This window comes from Pseudomonas oryzicola (assembly GCF_014269185.2).
GTDB classification, from domain to species: Bacteria; Pseudomonadota; Gammaproteobacteria; order Pseudomonadales; family Pseudomonadaceae; genus Aquipseudomonas; species Aquipseudomonas oryzicola.
This window is the reverse complement of the sequence record NZ_JABWRZ020000001.1, coordinates 1,200,799-1,216,303: the sequence shown is the minus strand read 5'-3', so window position 1 is coordinate 1,216,303 and position 15,505 is coordinate 1,200,799. Positions and strand designations below refer to the sequence as shown.

The following is a 15,505-nucleotide window of genomic DNA, read 5'->3' as shown; positions in this document are numbered from 1 at the left end:
AGGCAGGTAACCGTCATGACCACGCTTTTCGATCCAATCACCCTGGGCGACCTGCAATTGCCCAACCGCATCATCATGGCCCCACTCACCCGCTGCCGCGCCGATGAAGGCCGCGTGCCCAATGCACTGATGGCCGAATACTACGTACAGCGCGCCAGTGCCGGGCTGATCCTCAGCGAGGCGACCTCGGTCAGCCCGATGGGCGTCGGCTACCCGGATACCCCTGGCATCTGGAACGATGAGCAGGTGCGGGGCTGGAACAATGTAACCAAAGCCGTGCACGCTGCGGGCGGGCGCATCTTCCTGCAGCTGTGGCACGTTGGCCGCATCTCCCATCCCAGCTACCTGAACGGCGAACTGCCCGTAGCCCCCAGCGCAATCCAGCCCAAGGGCCATGTGAGCCTGGTTCGCCCGCTCAGTGACTACCCCACCCCGCGGGCGCTGGAGACCGAAGAAATCGCCGATATCGTCGAGGCCTACCGCAGCGGTGCCGAGAATGCCAAGGCAGCCGGCTTCGATGGCGTGGAGATCCACGGTGCCAACGGCTACCTGCTCGACCAGTTCCTGCAAAGCAGTACCAACCAGCGCACCGACCGTTACGGCGGCTCGCTGGAAAATCGTGCGCGCCTGCTGCTGGAGGTGACCGATGCGGCCATCGAGGTGTGGGGGGCGAGCCGTGTTGGCGTGCACCTGGCGCCGCGTGCCGATGCCCATGACATGGGCGATGCCGACCGCGCCAAAACCTTTACCTATGTGGCCCGGGAGCTGGGCAAGCGGGGCATTGCTTTCATCTGCTCACGGGAACGGGAAGCCGACGACAGCATTGGCCCATTGATCAAGCAAGCGTTCGGCGGCCCGTACATCGTCAACGAGCGGTTCGACAAGGCCAGTGCCAATGCGGCCCTGGCCAGTGGCAAGGCGGATGCGGTGGCGTTCGGCGTGCCGTTCATCGCCAACCCCGACCTGCCGGCGCGGCTGGCGGCAGACGCACCGTTGAACGAGGCCCGGCCGGAGACCTTCTATGGCAAGGGCCCGGTGGGATACATCGACTATCCACGGTTGTGATTGAGGGCTATTCGTGGGCTCGCCCGCTCCCACAGGTACGGCGACAAGCTTGAAGATTGTGCTGTTCCTGTGGGAGCGGGCGAGCCCGCGAAGAAGACTCAGGTGATTTCAGGGCCGGGCGTTGATCTGCTGCTGCAGGTTCTGGATCTGGCTCTGCAAGGTATTCAGGTTGCGGGTCGTCTGCGCCCGGAAGGCATCGAACTCCTGCACCGAAGCCCCACTGGAGGCCGCCGCAGCCGGGCGATTGTCGATCTGGCTCTTGAGCACCAGGATGTCCTGCTCCAAATCCTGGATAGCCGCGCTCGGGTTACCTTGCTTCTTCAGCGCTGCCACCTCGCTGCTCAGGCTCTTGAGCTGGCCATCAAGCTTGCCACCGTCGGCCTGCGCGGCCTTCAGTGCCGCAACCTGCTCGTTCAGGCCCTTGAGCTGGGTATCCAGCTTGCCCCCATCGACCTGGCCCGAGCGCAACGCGGCCAACTCGCCGTTCACCTGCTTCAATTGCGCCTGCAGTTGGCCTTGCAGCTCGGTCACAGCCTTCTGCTGTTCACGGGTATCCGCCAGCACCTGCTCCAGGCGCTTGCCCAGGTCACCGGTCTGTCCGGCCATCCCCTGCTGCAACTGGCGCAGTTGCAGCTTCAGCGCCTCGCTATTGGTCATGGCACCCGACTCGCTGGCCGCCACCTTGCCGCTGATGGCCTGCAGGCGCCCGGCCGCTTCCTCGCTGATGCGGGCAAAGCTCTCCTGGGTTGCCACCAGCTGCTGCTCCATCAGGGAAATCTGCTGGAAGCTCCACCAGCCGAGGCCCGCCAAGGCGATGAACGAGGCGCCGAGCAATGCCCACAGCGGTGCCGTACTGGCCCCGCGGGCGGCTTTCTGACGGCTGCGCACCACGTGCGCCGGCATCAGTTCGTCATCGTCATGGGTGCCGGCCCGCAAGCCAGGCACTTCATCGTAGTCATCGTGGGCATGGTTACGCATGGATACATTCAACCGCGGTAGTCGCAAAGAGGCACGAGTATAAACCGCCCGCGCGGCGCGTTGATGACCGTCGTCGGCCCGGCGGCTTCATTGCCCTGGCGGCAGGTGCTGCCACCAGGCACAGAATTCGTCCAGCGCCGTCCACACGCTGACCTTGGGCTGGTAGTCCAGGTATTGCCGGGCGCGGCTGATATCCAGGGTGAAATCGCGGCTCATCACCTGCATCCCCAGGCGTGACAGGGTCGGTTGCGGGCGCCCCGGCCATAGCAGGCAAGCCGCCTCGTTCAGCGCCGCCAGGCTGTAGGCCAGGCCGTAGGAACGGTAGCGAGTGACCTGCGGCAGCTGCATCTTACGCATCACATAGTTGACCACGTCCCATAGCGGCAATGGCTGACCGTTGCTGATGTTGTAGGCCTGGCCCAGCGCCCGCTCGTCAGCGAACAGGGCGCTGAGCAGCGCCTCGTTGAGGTTGTGCACGCTGGTGAAATCGACCTTGTTCAGGCCGTTGCCGATGATCGCCATGCGGCCCTTGCGCTGCATCTGCAGCAACCGCGGGAAGATACTCGCATCGCCAGCCCCGGTGACGAAACGAGGACGCAGCGCCAACACCTCGAGGCCGAACTCCTGGGCGCCGAACACCTTCTGCTCGGCCAGGTACTTGGTCTGCCCGTAGTGGTCATGGAGGCGACGTGGCACCTGATCTTCACGAATGCCCAGGCGCGAGCGGCCAGTGAAATAGATCGACGGCGAGGACAGGTGCACCAGACGTCTTACGTGCTCCTTCAAGCAGCCCTCGACCACGTTCTCGGTGACTACCACGTTGCCTTGATAGAAGTCCTGATAACGCCCCCAATTGCCCACCGCGCCAGCACAGTGCACCACGGCCTCGACCCCCTGGCACAGGCGGCGAGCGAGCTCGGCATCGCCCAGGTCGCCGGGGATGAACTGGGCGCCGCGCTTGACCAGGTGCTCGACCCCTTCCGCGCGGCGGCCGCTGACCCGCACGTCCAGGCCTTGCTCCAGGGCAAAGCGCGCAAAGCGCCCGCCAATGAAGCCGCTCGCGCCGGTGACCAGAATTCGCATGTAAGACTCCGTCTTGCCAGATTTCAGATGCAACTGACGCCAGCCGTGGCTACAAGGGCACCAGCCATTGCCTTGCGCAGTGGCGCAGGTGCTCGGTCAGTTGCGTGAGCAGTTGCCCGCCGTTGCGCCAATGATGCCAGTACAACGGCACATCGATGGGAGTATCGCGGCAGATTTCCACCAACTGCCCGGTCGCGAGCTGCTCCCGGGCCTGCAGTTCGGGCACCAGGCCCCAGCCCAGGCCGGCTTCGGTCATACGCAGGAAGCCTTCCGAGGACGGGCACAGGTGGTGCAGGAAACCGCCTTCGATGCCCAGCGATGCCAGGTAGCGGTGCTGCAGGAAGTCGTCCGGGCCATAGACGATCGCCGGGGTACGGGCCAGGCGGCTGGCGGCAAAACCCTGCGGGAAATGCTGCGCCATGAACCCGGGGCTGGCCAGCGCCCGATAGCGCATGGCCCCCAGCGGCAGGCTACGCGCGCCAGCCACCGGCCGCTCGCTACTGCACAGGCAGGCCGCCACTTCGCCGGCGCGCATGCGTTTGAGGCCGACCTCCTGGTCTTCCACGACGAAGTCGGTCAGCAGCTTGTGCTGCGCACAAAAGTTGCCCACCGCTGCCGCCCACCAGGTGGCCAGGCTGTCGGCGTTGAGGGCAATGCGCAGGCGCTCCGGCATGCCCTCCTCGTCCAGCGCCGGCACCTGGCGCTGCAGGTCACGCTCGAGCAGGCGCACCTGTTGTACATGGTTGAGCAACTGGCGGCCGACCTCGGTCGGGCTCGGCGGCGTGGCCCGCACCAGCACCGGTTGGCCGACCCGTGCCTCGAGCAGCTTGATGCGCTGCGATATGGCCGACTGCGACAAACCCAGCACCTGCGCCGCGCGCTCGAAACCACCCTGTTCGATCACCGCCGCGAGGGCGGCCAGCAGTTTGTAGTCGAACATCGATTTTCCTAATGGCGGATCAGCTTTATTTGTTTTTCTTATACAGCCCGTTTCCACACAATTGCCAGCATCTTTTCTCGACATACATGGAGAGCGGGCCCATGTGGCAAAGCTATCTCAACGGCATGCTGGTGGCTTTCGGCCTGATCATGGCCATCGGTGCCCAGAACGCCTTCGTCCTCGCCCAGAGCCTGCGCCGTGAGCATCACCTGCCGGTGGCGGCGCTGTGCGTCCTGTGTGATGCGATCCTGGTGGCTGCCGGGGTGTTCGGCCTGGCAACCGTGCTGGCGCACAATCCGACCTTGCTGGCGGTCGCCCGCTGGGGCGGCGCGGTATTCCTGGTCTGGTATGGCGCCAAGGCGTTGCGCAGCGCCTGTTCCAGGCAGAGCCTGCAGCACCAGCAGGGCCAGGGCACGCGTTCACGCCGCGCGGTACTGCTCAGCGCCTTGGCGGTGACCCTGTTGAACCCGCATGTGTATCTCGACACGGTGTTGCTGATCGGCTCGCTGGGAGCCCAGCAGACCGCGCCTGGCGCCTATGTGGCCGGGGCTGCCAGCGCCTCGCTGGTGTGGTTCTCGACCCTGGCGGTCGGCGCGGCCTGGCTGGCGCCGTGGCTGGCACGGCCAGCGACCTGGCGCATGCTCGACCTGATGGTCGCCGTCATGATGTTCGCGGTGGCGGCGCAGTTGATCTTCGATTGACCCTGCCGCTACAGGGCCCCGCGCAGGGCTGCCAGCCTGGAAACGACCACCGCCGGTCAGCACCCGCCAACCGCTCTGGAACCTCTATTCCCTATCTTTGTTGCGTGGTTATGCGCCGGGCCCGGTGCTATGATCCAGCCCTTGCGTCGCAAAGAGTACAATCTCGCTGACGCTGATCGGGCCGCCCGTGATCGGCCTTGCGCAAACCGCAAACAGACCTGAATCAGGAGATCCACCATGGCTTTTGAATTGCCGCCGCTGCCGTACGCCCACGATGCCCTGCAGCCGCACATCTCCAAGGAAACCCTGGAGTATCACCACGACAAGCACCACAACACCTATGTCGTGAACCTGAACAACCTGGTCCCAGGCACCGAATTCGAAGGCAAGACCCTGGAAGAGATCGTCAAGAGCTCTTCGGGCGGCATCTTCAACAACGCCGCTCAAGTCTGGAACCACACCTTCTACTGGAACTGCCTGTCGCCAAACGGTGGCGGCCAGCCGACCGGTGCCCTGGCTGACGCCATCAATGCCGCTTTCGGCTCCTTCGACAAGTTCAAGGAAGAGTTCACCAAGACTTCGGTTGGCACCTTCGGTTCCGGCTGGGGCTGGCTGGTGAAGAAGGCTGACGGTTCCCTGGCCCTGGCCAGCACCATCGGCGCCGGCTGCCCGCTGACCAGCGGCGACACCCCGCTGCTGACCTGCGACGTCTGGGAACACGCCTACTACATCGACTACCGCAATCTGCGCCCCAAGTACGTCGAGGCATTCTGGAACCTGGTCAACTGGGCCTTCGTTGCCGAACAGTTCGAAGGCAAGACCTTCAAGGCCTGAATCATCCAGCCTTGAGCGAGAAGCCCGGCATCTGCGCCGGGCCTCTTGCCAGACACCGATGCCAGTCTCCCTGGCATCGGTTTTTTTTCAGGGCGTTGGCAGGGGCTCGGCGCGCAGGGCTGTCATGACACGTACTGATCAAGCCAGCCAAGGCTATCCGCAGTAGCCCCCGCAGGCCGGTATTCACACCCGACCCACCCCGCATAGCCGCGCTGGTCCAGCATCGTGAACAACCCGGCAATGTCCATCTGCCCTGTCCCCGGCTGATGCCGCCCCGGACAATCGGCTACCTGCACATGCACCGTCCGCGCAAAGAACTGCTCCAGCATATCGGCAGCATTCCCGGTCAGCACCTGCGCATGGTAAAGATCAAAGATCAGCCCGACACTCGCATGCGCCTCCAGCACCTGCTGTGCCTTGCTGAAGTCGGCCATGTAGTATCCGGGCATTTCCTGCGCGCAGATCACCTCGATCAACGGCCGCAGCCCCTGGTCCTCGAAGTACTTCACGGCATAGTCCAGGTTGCTCGCGTACACTTTGCCGGCGTCCTCATCATGGGTTATGCCGGACATCAGGTGTACATCCGTACACGCCAATGTGCGGGCATAGCTGACCGCCTGCCGCAACCCGTCACGGAACTCGGCTTCCTTGCCCGCCACCGCAGCGAGGCCCTTGGCAACGCCAGCCGGTGCAGCAAACTGGACCAATGGCAAAGCATGCTGCGCCAGTTGATCAGCCAGCAGGCTCGCATCGAACTCGTAGGGCGAGGGGAATTCTACCGCGCGAAATCCAGCAGCAGCGGCGGCTTCGACACGCTGCAGAAAAGGCAGTTCGTTGAACTGGAAGCCAAGGTGAGCATTGAACTTGAGCATGCGTACACATCCATCCTGGAAAAAACGTTCGTTGATTCAAAGGCTGAGTCGCGCCACCCGCAAAACGCTTGCTCAGCCCGCATACCACGCTAACATCAAACCTCTGGAAGATTGATACAGCGCATTCAAGTTGCGGGGTCGGGCAACCGATACACTGCTCATGATCGGCCGGTAGTGTATCGTCATCGTTGATGGCAAAATGATGCCATGCGCATGGATTAAGGAAACCCCATTGAAGCTGGAATTGCGGAACAGCTTGTCGGTCAAGTTGCTCAGGGTCGTGTTGCTGTCGGCGCTGGCGGTCGGCGTCGTGCTCAGCTGTGCGCAAATCATCTATGACACCTACAAGACCCGCCAGTCCGTGAACAACGATGCCCAGCGCATCCTCGACATGTTCCGCGACCCTTCGACCCAGGCGGTGTACAGCCTCGACCGCGAAATGGGTATGCAGGTAATGGAAGGCCTGTTCCAGGATGAGTCGGTGCGCATGGCTTCCATCGGCCACCCCAACGAAACCATGCTGGCCGAAAAGTCCCGCCCGCTGCAGGACATGGCCATGCGCTGGCTGACCGACCTGATCCTCGGCCAGGAACGCACCTACACCACGCAACTGGTCGGCCGCGGCCCCTACAGCGAATACTACGGTGACCTCAGCATCACCCTCGACACCTCGTCCTATGGCAAGGACTTCCTGATCAACGCCGTGATCATCTTCATCTCCGGCGTGCTGCGGGCCCTGGCCATGGGCCTGGTGCTGTACCTTGTCTACCACTGGCTGCTGACCAAGCCACTGTCGAAGCTCATCGAGCACCTCACCCAGATCAACCCCGACCGCCCCAGTCAGCACCAGTTGCCGCTGCTCAAGGGCCACGAAAAGAACGAACTGGGCCTGTGGGTGAATACCGCCAACCAGTTGCTGGCCTCGATCGAGCGCAACACCCACTTGCGCCACGAGGCAGAAAACAGCCTGCAACGCATGGCCCAGTACGATTTCCTCACGGGCTTGCCCAACCGCCAGCAGTTGCAGCAGCAACTGGACAAGATCCTTGTCGACGGCGGCCGTCTGCAACACCGTGTGGCAGTGCTGTGTGTGGGCCTGGATGATTTCAAGGGTATCAACGAGCAGTTCAGCTACCAGGTCGGCGACCAACTGCTGCTGGCCCTGGCTGACCGCCTGCGCGCCCACAGTGGCCGCCTGGGTGCCCTGGCGCGGCTGGGCGGCGACCAGTTCGCCCTGGTGCAGGCCAACATCGAGCAACCCTACGAGGCGGCCGAACTGGCGCAAAGCATCCTCGATGACCTGGAAGTACCGTTCGACCTCGACCACCATCAGCAGATCCGCCTGCGCGCCACCATCGGCATCACCCTGTTCCCCGAAGACGGCGACAGCACCGAAAAGCTGCTGCAGAAAGCCGAACAGACCATGACCCTGGCCAAGGCCCGTTCGCGTAACCGCTACCAGTTCTACATCGCCAGCGTCGACAGCGAGATGCGCCGACGCCGCGAGCTGGAAAAGGACCTTCGCGAAGCGCTGCCGCGCAACCAGCTATATCTGGTGTACCAACCACAGATCAGCTACCGCGACCACCGGGTGGTCGGTGTCGAGGCACTGCTGCGCTGGCAGCACCCGGAGCTGGGCATGGTGCCACCAGACCAGTTCATTCCCCTGGCCGAACAGAATGGCAGCATCATCGGCATTGGCGAATGGGTGCTCGACCAGGCCTGCCGGCAATTGCGCGAATGGCATGACATGGGCTTCAGTGACCTGCGCATGGCGGTCAACCTGTCCACCGTGCAACTGCACCACAACGAACTGCCGCGGGTGGTCAACAACCTGCTGCAGGCCTACCGCCTGCCCCCGCGCAGCCTGGAGCTGGAGGTGACCGAAACCGGCCTGATGGAAGACATCAGCACCGCCGCGCAGCACCTGCTGAGCCTGCGCCGCTCCGGGGCGCTGATTGCCATCGACGACTTCGGCACCGGCTACTCGTCGCTCAGCTACCTGAAATCGCTGCCGCTGGACAAGATCAAGATCGACAAGAGCTTCGTTCAGGACCTGCTGGACGATGATGACGACGCCACCATCGTTCGCGCCATCATCCAGCTGGGCAAAAGCCTGGGTATGCAGGTGATTGCCGAAGGCGTGGAAACCGCCGAGCAGGAAACCTATATCGTTGCCCAGGGTTGTCATGAGGGCCAGGGCTATCACTACAGCAAACCGCTGTCGGCCCGAGAGCTGACCAACTTCCTCAAACAGGCGCAGCGCAACCAGGTCTCGATGTCCTGAAGTTACCCCGGGCATCCGCAGGCCGTGAGTGACATTCGCGCAATTTACATACCCGCCCCTTTACAGCAAATGCAAATCTTTCGCATGATGTTGTAGTTTCGCGTGCCACGGCGCACGGTCTCCCCCTTGGTCCAACCACACGACGCAGGAAACCAACAATGATTCGAATGCCTCTGGCCTCCGCCAGTCTGCTGGCCATCGCCATCGCTCTCGCCGGTTGCGGTGAAGGCAAGGACGACAAGGCCGCCGCGCCGCAAGCCCAGGCACCGGCTGCCGCCAGCACCGCCGCTGCAGCGCCCGGGGCTGTCGACGAAGCCGCCGGCAAGGCCGTAGTCAAGCATTACGCCGAGCTGGTGTACGCCGTGTACAGCGACTCCCTTAGCACCGCCAAGGCCCTGCAGAGCGCTGTCGACGCGTTCCTGGCCAAACCCAACGACGAAACCCTGAAGGCCGCCCGGGAAGCCTGGGTCGCCTCGCGCGTACCGTACCTGCAGAGCGAAGCCTTCCGCTTCGGCAACACCATCATCGACGACTGGGAAGGCCAGGTGAACGCCTGGCCGCTGGACGAAGGCCTGATCGACTACGTCGACAAGAGCTACGAGCACGCCCTGGGCAACCCGGCGGCCAGCGCCAACATCATTGCCAACACCGAGATCCAGGTAGGCGAAGAGAAGATCGACGTCCAACAGATCACCCCCGAGAAGCTGGCCAGCCTCAACGAGCTGGGCGGTTCCGAAGCCAACGTCGCCACCGGCTACCATGCCATCGAGTTCCTGCTCTGGGGCCAGGACCTGAACGGCACCGGCCCGGGCGCGGGCAATCGTCCGGCCTCGGACTACCTGGAAGGCAAGGGTGCCACCGGCGGCCACAACGACCGCCGTCGGGCCTACCTGAAAGCGGTTACCGACCTGCTGGTCAAGGACCTGGAAGAGATGGTCGGCAACTGGGCACCGAACGTCGCCGACAACTACCGCGCCAAGCTGGAAGGCGAGCCAGTCAACGATGGCCTGCGCAAGATGCTGTTCGGCATGGGCAGCCTGTCGCTGGGTGAACTGGCAGGCGAACGCATGAAGGTTTCGCTGGAAGCCAATTCGCCGGAAGACGAGCACGACTGCTTCAGCGACAACACCCACTACTCGCACTTCTACGACGCCAAGGGCATCCGTAACGTCTACCTGGGCGAGTACACCCGCCCGGACGGCAGCAAGGTGACCGGCCCGAGCCTGTCATCGCTGGTGGCCAAGGTCGACCCGGCCACCGACGCCACCCTCAAGGCCGATCTGGAAGCCACCGAAGCCAAGATCCAGGTAATCGTCGATCACGCCCTCAAGGGCGAACACTACGACCAGCTGATCGCCGCCGACAACGCTGCCGGCAACCAGATCGTGCGTGACGCCATCGCCGCCCTGGTCAAACAGACGGGTGCGATCGAACAGGCCGCCGGCAAGCTGGGCATTGCCAACCTGAACCCGGATACCGCAGATCACGAGTTCTGATCGGCCAACGGCGCTTCACCCAGACGCCCGGCCTTGTGCCGGGCGTTTTCGTTTGCCTGGCAATCGCAATGGTGGCAACGACAACCTGATCGTCAGCCCGGTCAACCGACAATTCGAGCTGGACATGGCCTGACCTGTTTTATGCGGCGACGATTTCATCAAGCAAACGCAAATTGCTCTTATTCAAAGATCCTGGGCCTGCTAAGCTTGCACGCCGGTTTTTCGCTCACGCCCAGGATCCTCGATGTCCTCGTCGCTGTTTCGACTCTCTCCCCTGCTGCTGGCCTTTGCCCTCGCCGCCTGTGACGACGCCCCGCGTTTCACCCAGGCCGAGCCCGGCGAAGCATTGTCGGCTGGCCAGGCGACCGTGCAGCGCAATGACCGCAACGCTTATTCCCTGCCCTCGGCCAACCTCTCGCCCGAACGGCGCCTGGACTTCGCCGTGGGCAACAGTTTCTTCCGCAACCCCTGGGTCATCGCGCCGTCCACCACCACTGCACGTGACGGCCTGGGCCCCCTGTTCAACACCAATGCCTGCCAGAACTGCCACGTGCGCGACGGTCGCGGCCACCCGCCAGAGCCGGGCGACAGCAACGCAGTGTCGATGCTGGTGCGCCTGTCGATCCCCGACCAGCCGTACCTGGCCAAGGTGGTCGAGCGCCTCGGCGTGGTGCCGGAGCCGGTCTATGGCACCCAGTTACAGGACATGGCCATTCCCGGCGTGGCACCAGAAGGCAAGGTACGGGTCAGCTACACCCACCAGACGCTGGCGTTCAAGGATGGTTATCAGGTCGAGCTGCGCAAGCCGGCCCTGCAGATCACCCAGCTAGGCTATGGCGTGATGCACCCCGACACGCGCTTTTCGGCACGCGTGGCACCGCCGATGATCGGCCTTGGTCTGCTCGAAGCCATTCCCGAAGCCGACCTGCTGGCCAATGAAGACCCTGACGACCGCAACCACGACGGCATCCGCGGGCGCGCCAACCGGGTATGGGACGATGCCCAGGGCAAGACTGTGATCGGCCGCTTCGGCTGGAAGGCCGGGCAGCCCAACGTCAACCAGCAGAACGTGCACGCCTTTGCCGGCGACATGGGCCTGACCAGCGCGCTGCAACCGAACGACGATTGCACCCCGGCCCAGGCTGATTGCCTGGCCGCAGCCAACGGCGATGGCGCCGGCGGCGAGAAGGAAGTCAGCGACAACATTCTGCGCCTGGTCACCTTCTACACCCGTAACCTGGCCGTGCCAGCGCGCCGCGATGTGGGCACGCCTGAGGTACTGGCAGGCAAGAACCTGTTCTACCAGGCCGGCTGCCAAGGCTGCCACACACCGCAGTTCACCACTGCGGCCAATGCCGCCGAGCCCGAGCTGGCCAATCAGCTGATTCGCCCCTACAGCGACTTGCTGTTGCATGACATGGGCCCGGGCCTGGCCGATGAACGCACCGAATTCGCCGCCAACGGCCAGGACTGGCGTACCCCGCCATTATGGGGCATCGGCCTGAGCGAAACGGTCAGTGGCCACAGCCAGTTCCTGCACGACGGCCGCGCCCGCAACCTGCTCGAAGCCGTACTCTGGCACGGTGGCGAGGCCGAGGCAGCGCGCAATTTCGTCCTCACTTTCGATGCCGGGCAGCGCGCCGCGCTGCTGGCGTTCCTGAACTCACTTTAAAAAAGCGCAAAGGAGCCGGGCATGTTCCGACCCAAACTGTTGTTCACCAGCCTCGCCGCACTCGCCCTCGGCGCCTGCTCACCGCAGGATCCGCAAGCCGTGACCTCCGCTGCCATCGCCAAGCAGGTGATCCTGCCCACCTACAGCCGCTGGGTCGAAGCCGACCGCATGCTGGCCGCCAGCGCCCTGGCCTACTGCGAAGGCAAGGAAACCCTGGACAAGGCCCGTGCCGACTTCCTCAACGCGCAAAAAGCCTGGGCCGAACTGCAACCGCTGCTGGTCGGCCCGCTGGCCGAAGGCAACCGCGCCTGGCAGGTACAGTTCTGGCCCGACAAGAAGAACCTGGTCGGTCGCCAAGTCGAGCAACTGGTCAACGCCGAGACTCCGGTCGATGCCGCAGCCCTGGGCAAGGCCAGCGTCGTGGTGCGTGGTCTCTCGGCCTACGAGTACATCCTGTTCGATAGCAAGCCGGACATCGCCACGGCCGAGCAGAAGGCCCGCTACTGCCCGCTGCTGGTGGCCATTGGCGAACACCAGAAGGCGCTGGCCGAAGACATCCTCAAGAGCTGGAACAGCACCGACGGCATGCTTTCGCAGATGACCAAGTTCCCCAACCAGCGCTACGCCGACTCCCATGAGGCCATTGCCGACCTGCTGCGTGCCCAGGTCACCGCGCTGGACAGCCTGAAGAAGAAGCTTGGTGCGCCGATGGGCCGCCAGAGCAAAGGCATCCCGCAGCCGCTGCAGGCCGAAGCCTGGCGCAGCCACAACTCGCTGAACAGCCTGCAGGCCAGCCTCAAGGCCGCCGAAGCGGTGTGGGTCGGGGTCGACAACCAGGGCCTGCGAGGCCTGCTGCCCAGCGACCAGAAAGCGCTGGCAGCCAAGATCGACGATGCCTACGCGACCGCGCTCAAACTGCTGGCCGACAACCACAAGACCCTGGGCGAACTGCTGGCCGACGACGCCGGCCAGCAAACCCTCAACCAGATCTACGACAGCCTCAACGTCGTCCACCGCCTGCACGAAGGCGACCTGGCCAAGGCGTTGAACATCCAGCTGGGCTTCAATGCCAACGACGGTGACTGATCATGCTGCGACGCCAGGCGCTCAAACTCGGTAGCGTATTGCTCAGCGCCCTCACCCTGGGCGGCTGGAGCCTGTTCCGCAACAAAGGCAGCGAACCGCTGCTGCTGTCGGCGCGTGACGACGGCGATGGCAAGCACTATGCGGTCGGGTTCCGCCTGGACGGCACCCAGGTGTTCAGCACCCAGGTCGCCCAGCGTTGCCATGCCATCATCCATCACCCGCAGCTGCCGATCGCCCTGTTCGTCGCCCGCCGCCCCGGTACCGAAAGCTACCTGGTCGATCTGCGCGACGGGCGCCTGTTGCAGACTGTCCACGCGCAACCGAACCGGCACTTCTACGGCCATGCGGTGGTGCACAAGAGTGGCGAATGGCTGTACGCCACCGAGAACGACACCACCGACCCGGGGCGTGGCGTCCTCGGCGTATACCGCTTCGAAGGCGAATGCCTGGTGCACAGCGGCGAGCTTCCGACCCACGGCATCGGCCCGCACGAGCTGGCCTGGCTGCCGGACGGCGAGACGCTGGTGGTGGCCAACGGTGGTATCCGCACCGAAGCCGAAAGCCGGGTGGAGATGAACCTCGACGCCATGGAGCCGAGCCTGGTGCTGATGCAGCGCGACGGCACCCTGCTGAGCAAGGAAACCTTGGCCCAGCAGATGAACAGCGTGCGCCACCTGGCGGTGGGTAGCGACGGCACAATCGCCGCATGCCAGCAATTCATGGGCGCTGCCGACGAAACCGCCGAGCTGTTGGCGATCAAGCGCCCAGGCGAGCCGTTCCGGGCCTTCCCGGTAGCGGAGCGGCAGTTGCAGGCCATGGCCCAGTACACCGCCAGTGTCGCCATCCACAGCGAATTGCGGCTGGTCGCACTGACCGCGCCACGGGCCAACCGCCTGTTCGTCTGGGACCTGGACAGCGGCGCGGTGCGGCTGGACGCACCGATGCCCGATTGCGCCGGGGTCGGCGCGGTACAGGACGGTTTCGTGGTCACCTCCGGTCAGGGCCGTTGCCGCTTCTATGATTGCCGCAAAGCCGAACTGGTCGGCCAGCCGCTGAACCTGCCGTCCGGTTTCTGGGACAACCACCTGCATCTGGTCTGATCGTTCTGCTGCCTGCACCGGCCTCTTCGCGGGCACGCCCGCTCCCACAGGGGCCGCGTAACCCGCTGATTGCGCGGTTCCTGTGGGAACGGGCGTGCCCGCGAAGAGGCCAGCACAGGCATTTCACTCCCCTTCCTGCAGAAAACAGTCGATAATCCCCCCATCCACACGTGGGCAGGAACGCCCGTTGTCGTGTCCAAGCGAATAACAACTGCATCCAAGGAAACGGACCTATGCTGCGCCGCCGCATGCTCATCATGTTGGCCGTGGTTCTGCTGATCGTGTTGGCCCTGGGGGGCTACAAAGCCTTCTCGATCTACCAGCAGATCCAGCTGTTCACTGCCCCACGCCCCCCCATCACCGTGGCTGCCGCCCTGGCCGAGCAGCGCCCGTGGCAAGAGCGCCTGCCCGCCGTTGGCAGCCTCAAGGCGCTGCAGGGTGTGGAGCTGAGCCTGGAGGTGGAGGGCATCGTCAAGGCCTTGCACTTCGACTCCGGCCAGCAGGTCAAGGCCGGGCAACTGTTGCTGCAGCTCAATGACGACCAGGAAACCGCCCTGCTCGGTACCGCCCAGGCCGACCTGGGCCTGGCCAAGGTGGATTTCGGTCGCGGCAGCCAACTGGTCGGTGACGCGGCCATCTCCCGTGGCGAGTTCGACCGCCTCACAGCGCAGTACCGGCGCAACCAGGCACTGGTCGATCAACTCAAGGCATCGAAGACCAAGAAGAGCATCAGCGCCCCGTTCAGCGGCACCATCGGCATTCGTCAGGTGGATGTCGGCGACTACCTGGCCGCTGGCACCGTGATCGCAACCCTGCAGGACCTGTCCAGCCTCTACGTCGACTTCAACGTACCGGAGCAGGCCCTGCCACGCCTGAGCGTAGGCCAGCAGGTGCTGGTGCAGGTGGCCGCGTACCCCGGCCAGACCTTTCCTGCCAGCCTGAGCGCCATCAACCCTAAGGTCGACGAGGCCACGCGTAACCTGCTGGTGCGCGCAACCATGGCCAACCCGGACGGCAAGCTGTTGCCGGGCATGTTCGCCAACCTGCTGATCCTGTTGCCCAACCCGCAGCCACGAGTGGTGGTGCCGGAAAGCGCCATCACCTACACCCTGTACGGCAATTCGGTGTATGTCGCGACGCCGAAGAAGGACAAGGACGGCAGGCCGGTAAACGACGACAAGGGCCAGCCGCAGCTTACCGCCGAGCAACGCACGGTGCAGACCGGCGAGCGCCGTGACGGTGTGGTGGTGGTCAGCAAGGGCCTGCAGGCCGGGGAGCAGGTGGTCACCGCCGGTCAACTGAAACTGACCCCCGGGGCCGCGATCCGCATCGGCGAGGACAAAGCCCTCAAGCCCGTAGCGGGCGCGCCGGGCAAGGACTGACAGGAGGCT

General features: G+C 64.2%; 13 protein-coding genes. 9 read left to right on the top strand and 4 right to left on the bottom strand.

Annotation, left to right across the window (positions count from 1 at the left end; genetic code table 11):
• The first annotated feature begins 15 nt into the window (after positions 1 to 15).
• A complete protein-coding gene (locus tag HU760_RS05515) occupies positions 16 to 1,065 on the top strand; it encodes an alkene reductase (RefSeq protein ID WP_186675107.1) in 1,050 nt (349 codons plus the stop codon).
• A 108-nt stretch (positions 1,066 to 1,173) separates the two neighbouring features.
• On the opposite strand, the gene HU760_RS05510 is transcribed toward HU760_RS05515, so the two are convergent.
• The 3 genes from HU760_RS05510 to HU760_RS05500 all read right to left on the bottom strand — a co-directional run bounded on the left by HU760_RS05510 (position 1,174) and on the right by HU760_RS05500 (position 4,066).
• Positions 1,174 to 2,043, bottom strand: a complete 870-nt coding sequence (locus tag HU760_RS05510; RefSeq protein WP_186675108.1) for an ATPase — start codon at positions 2,041 to 2,043, stop codon at positions 1,174 to 1,176.
• 87 nt (positions 2,044 to 2,130) lie between these two features.
• Positions 2,131 to 3,126, bottom strand: coding sequence for an NAD-dependent epimerase/dehydratase family protein (locus tag HU760_RS05505; protein ID WP_186675109.1), 996 nt, complete (start codon positions 3,124 to 3,126; stop codon positions 2,131 to 2,133).
• 49 nt (positions 3,127 to 3,175) lie between these two features.
• Positions 3,176 to 4,066, bottom strand: a complete 891-nt coding sequence (locus HU760_RS05500) for a LysR family transcriptional regulator ArgP (protein WP_186675110.1) — start codon at positions 4,064 to 4,066, stop codon at positions 3,176 to 3,178.
• Positions 4,067 to 4,167: 101 nt separating this feature from the next.
• Between HU760_RS05500 and HU760_RS05495 the strand changes: the two genes are divergently transcribed.
• Positions 4,168 to 4,767: a LysE/ArgO family amino acid transporter gene (locus HU760_RS05495; RefSeq protein ID WP_186675111.1), complete on the top strand. Its 600-nt coding sequence runs from the start codon at positions 4,168 to 4,170 to the stop codon at positions 4,765 to 4,767.
• 237 nt (positions 4,768 to 5,004) lie between these two features.
• Positions 5,005 to 5,601: a superoxide dismutase gene (locus HU760_RS05490; protein ID WP_003255187.1), complete on the top strand. Its 597-nt coding sequence runs from the start codon at positions 5,005 to 5,007 to the stop codon at positions 5,599 to 5,601.
• A 122-nt stretch (positions 5,602 to 5,723) separates the two neighbouring features.
• On the opposite strand, the gene HU760_RS05485 is transcribed toward HU760_RS05490, so the two are convergent.
• Positions 5,724 to 6,473, bottom strand: coding sequence for a hydroxypyruvate isomerase family protein (locus HU760_RS05485; RefSeq protein WP_186675112.1), 750 nt, complete (start codon positions 6,471 to 6,473; stop codon positions 5,724 to 5,726).
• 232 nt (positions 6,474 to 6,705) lie between these two features.
• On the opposite strand from HU760_RS05485, the gene HU760_RS05480 reads away from it, so the two are divergent.
• The 6 genes from HU760_RS05480 to HU760_RS05455 all read left to right on the top strand — a co-directional run bounded on the left by HU760_RS05480 (position 6,706) and on the right by HU760_RS05455 (position 15,496).
• On the top strand, positions 6,706 to 8,760 hold the full coding sequence (locus HU760_RS05480) for a putative bifunctional diguanylate cyclase/phosphodiesterase (protein WP_186675113.1): 2,055 nt from the start codon (positions 6,706 to 6,708) through the stop codon (positions 8,758 to 8,760).
• 158 nt (positions 8,761 to 8,918) lie between these two features.
• Positions 8,919 to 10,256 carry an imelysin family protein gene (locus HU760_RS05475; protein WP_186675114.1) on the top strand — a complete coding sequence of 446 codons (1,338 nt, stop codon included), beginning with the start codon at positions 8,919 to 8,921 and terminating at the stop codon, positions 10,254 to 10,256.
• Between the two features lie 244 nt (positions 10,257 to 10,500).
• Positions 10,501 to 11,928 (top strand): di-heme oxidoreductase family protein, encoded by a 1,428-nt coding sequence (locus tag HU760_RS05470; RefSeq protein ID WP_186675115.1) that lies wholly within the window; start codon positions 10,501 to 10,503, stop codon positions 11,926 to 11,928.
• A gap of 21 nt (positions 11,929 to 11,949) precedes the next feature.
• Positions 11,950 to 13,014, top strand: a complete 1,065-nt coding sequence (locus tag HU760_RS05465; protein WP_186675116.1) for an imelysin family protein — start codon at positions 11,950 to 11,952, stop codon at positions 13,012 to 13,014.
• A 2-nt stretch (positions 13,015 to 13,016) separates the two neighbouring features.
• The gene (locus tag HU760_RS05460; protein WP_186675117.1) at positions 13,017 to 14,114 is read left to right on the top strand and encodes a DUF1513 domain-containing protein; all 1,098 of its coding nucleotides are present in this window, start codon (positions 13,017 to 13,019) and stop codon (positions 14,112 to 14,114) included.
• Between the two features lie 233 nt (positions 14,115 to 14,347).
• Entirely contained in the window at positions 14,348 to 15,496 is a 1,149-nt protein-coding gene (locus tag HU760_RS05455) for an efflux RND transporter periplasmic adaptor subunit (protein ID WP_186675118.1), read from the top strand.
• Positions 15,497 to 15,505: the final 9 nt, after the last annotated feature.

What these genes read in the sequence shown, in the direction of transcription:
- HU760_RS05455 (WP_186675118.1), top strand. Translation starts at nt 14,348, where the DNA reads ATGCTGCGCCGCCGCATGCTCATCATGTTGGCCGTGGTTCTGCTGATC.
- HU760_RS05490 (WP_003255187.1), top strand. Translation starts at nt 5,005, where the DNA reads ATGGCTTTTGAATTGCCGCCGCTGCCGTACGCCCACGATGCCCTGCAG.
- HU760_RS05510 (WP_186675108.1), bottom strand. Translation starts at nt 2,043, where the DNA reads ATGCGTAACCATGCCCACGATGACTACGATGAAGTGCCTGGCTTGCGG.
- HU760_RS05475 (WP_186675114.1), top strand. Translation starts at nt 8,919, where the DNA reads ATGATTCGAATGCCTCTGGCCTCCGCCAGTCTGCTGGCCATCGCCATC.
- HU760_RS05500 (WP_186675110.1), bottom strand. Translation starts at nt 4,066, where the DNA reads ATGTTCGACTACAAACTGCTGGCCGCCCTCGCGGCGGTGATCGAACAG.
- HU760_RS05460 (WP_186675117.1), top strand. Translation starts at nt 13,017, where the DNA reads ATGCTGCGACGCCAGGCGCTCAAACTCGGTAGCGTATTGCTCAGCGCC.
- HU760_RS05470 (WP_186675115.1), top strand. Translation starts at nt 10,501, where the DNA reads ATGTCCTCGTCGCTGTTTCGACTCTCTCCCCTGCTGCTGGCCTTTGCC.
- HU760_RS05515 (WP_186675107.1), top strand. Translation starts at nt 16, where the DNA reads ATGACCACGCTTTTCGATCCAATCACCCTGGGCGACCTGCAATTGCCC.
- HU760_RS05505 (WP_186675109.1), bottom strand. Translation starts at nt 3,126, where the DNA reads ATGCGAATTCTGGTCACCGGCGCGAGCGGCTTCATTGGCGGGCGCTTT.
- HU760_RS05465 (WP_186675116.1), top strand. Translation starts at nt 11,950, where the DNA reads ATGTTCCGACCCAAACTGTTGTTCACCAGCCTCGCCGCACTCGCCCTC.
- HU760_RS05485 (WP_186675112.1), bottom strand. Translation starts at nt 6,473, where the DNA reads ATGCTCAAGTTCAATGCTCACCTTGGCTTCCAGTTCAACGAACTGCCT.
- HU760_RS05495 (WP_186675111.1), top strand. Translation starts at nt 4,168, where the DNA reads ATGTGGCAAAGCTATCTCAACGGCATGCTGGTGGCTTTCGGCCTGATC.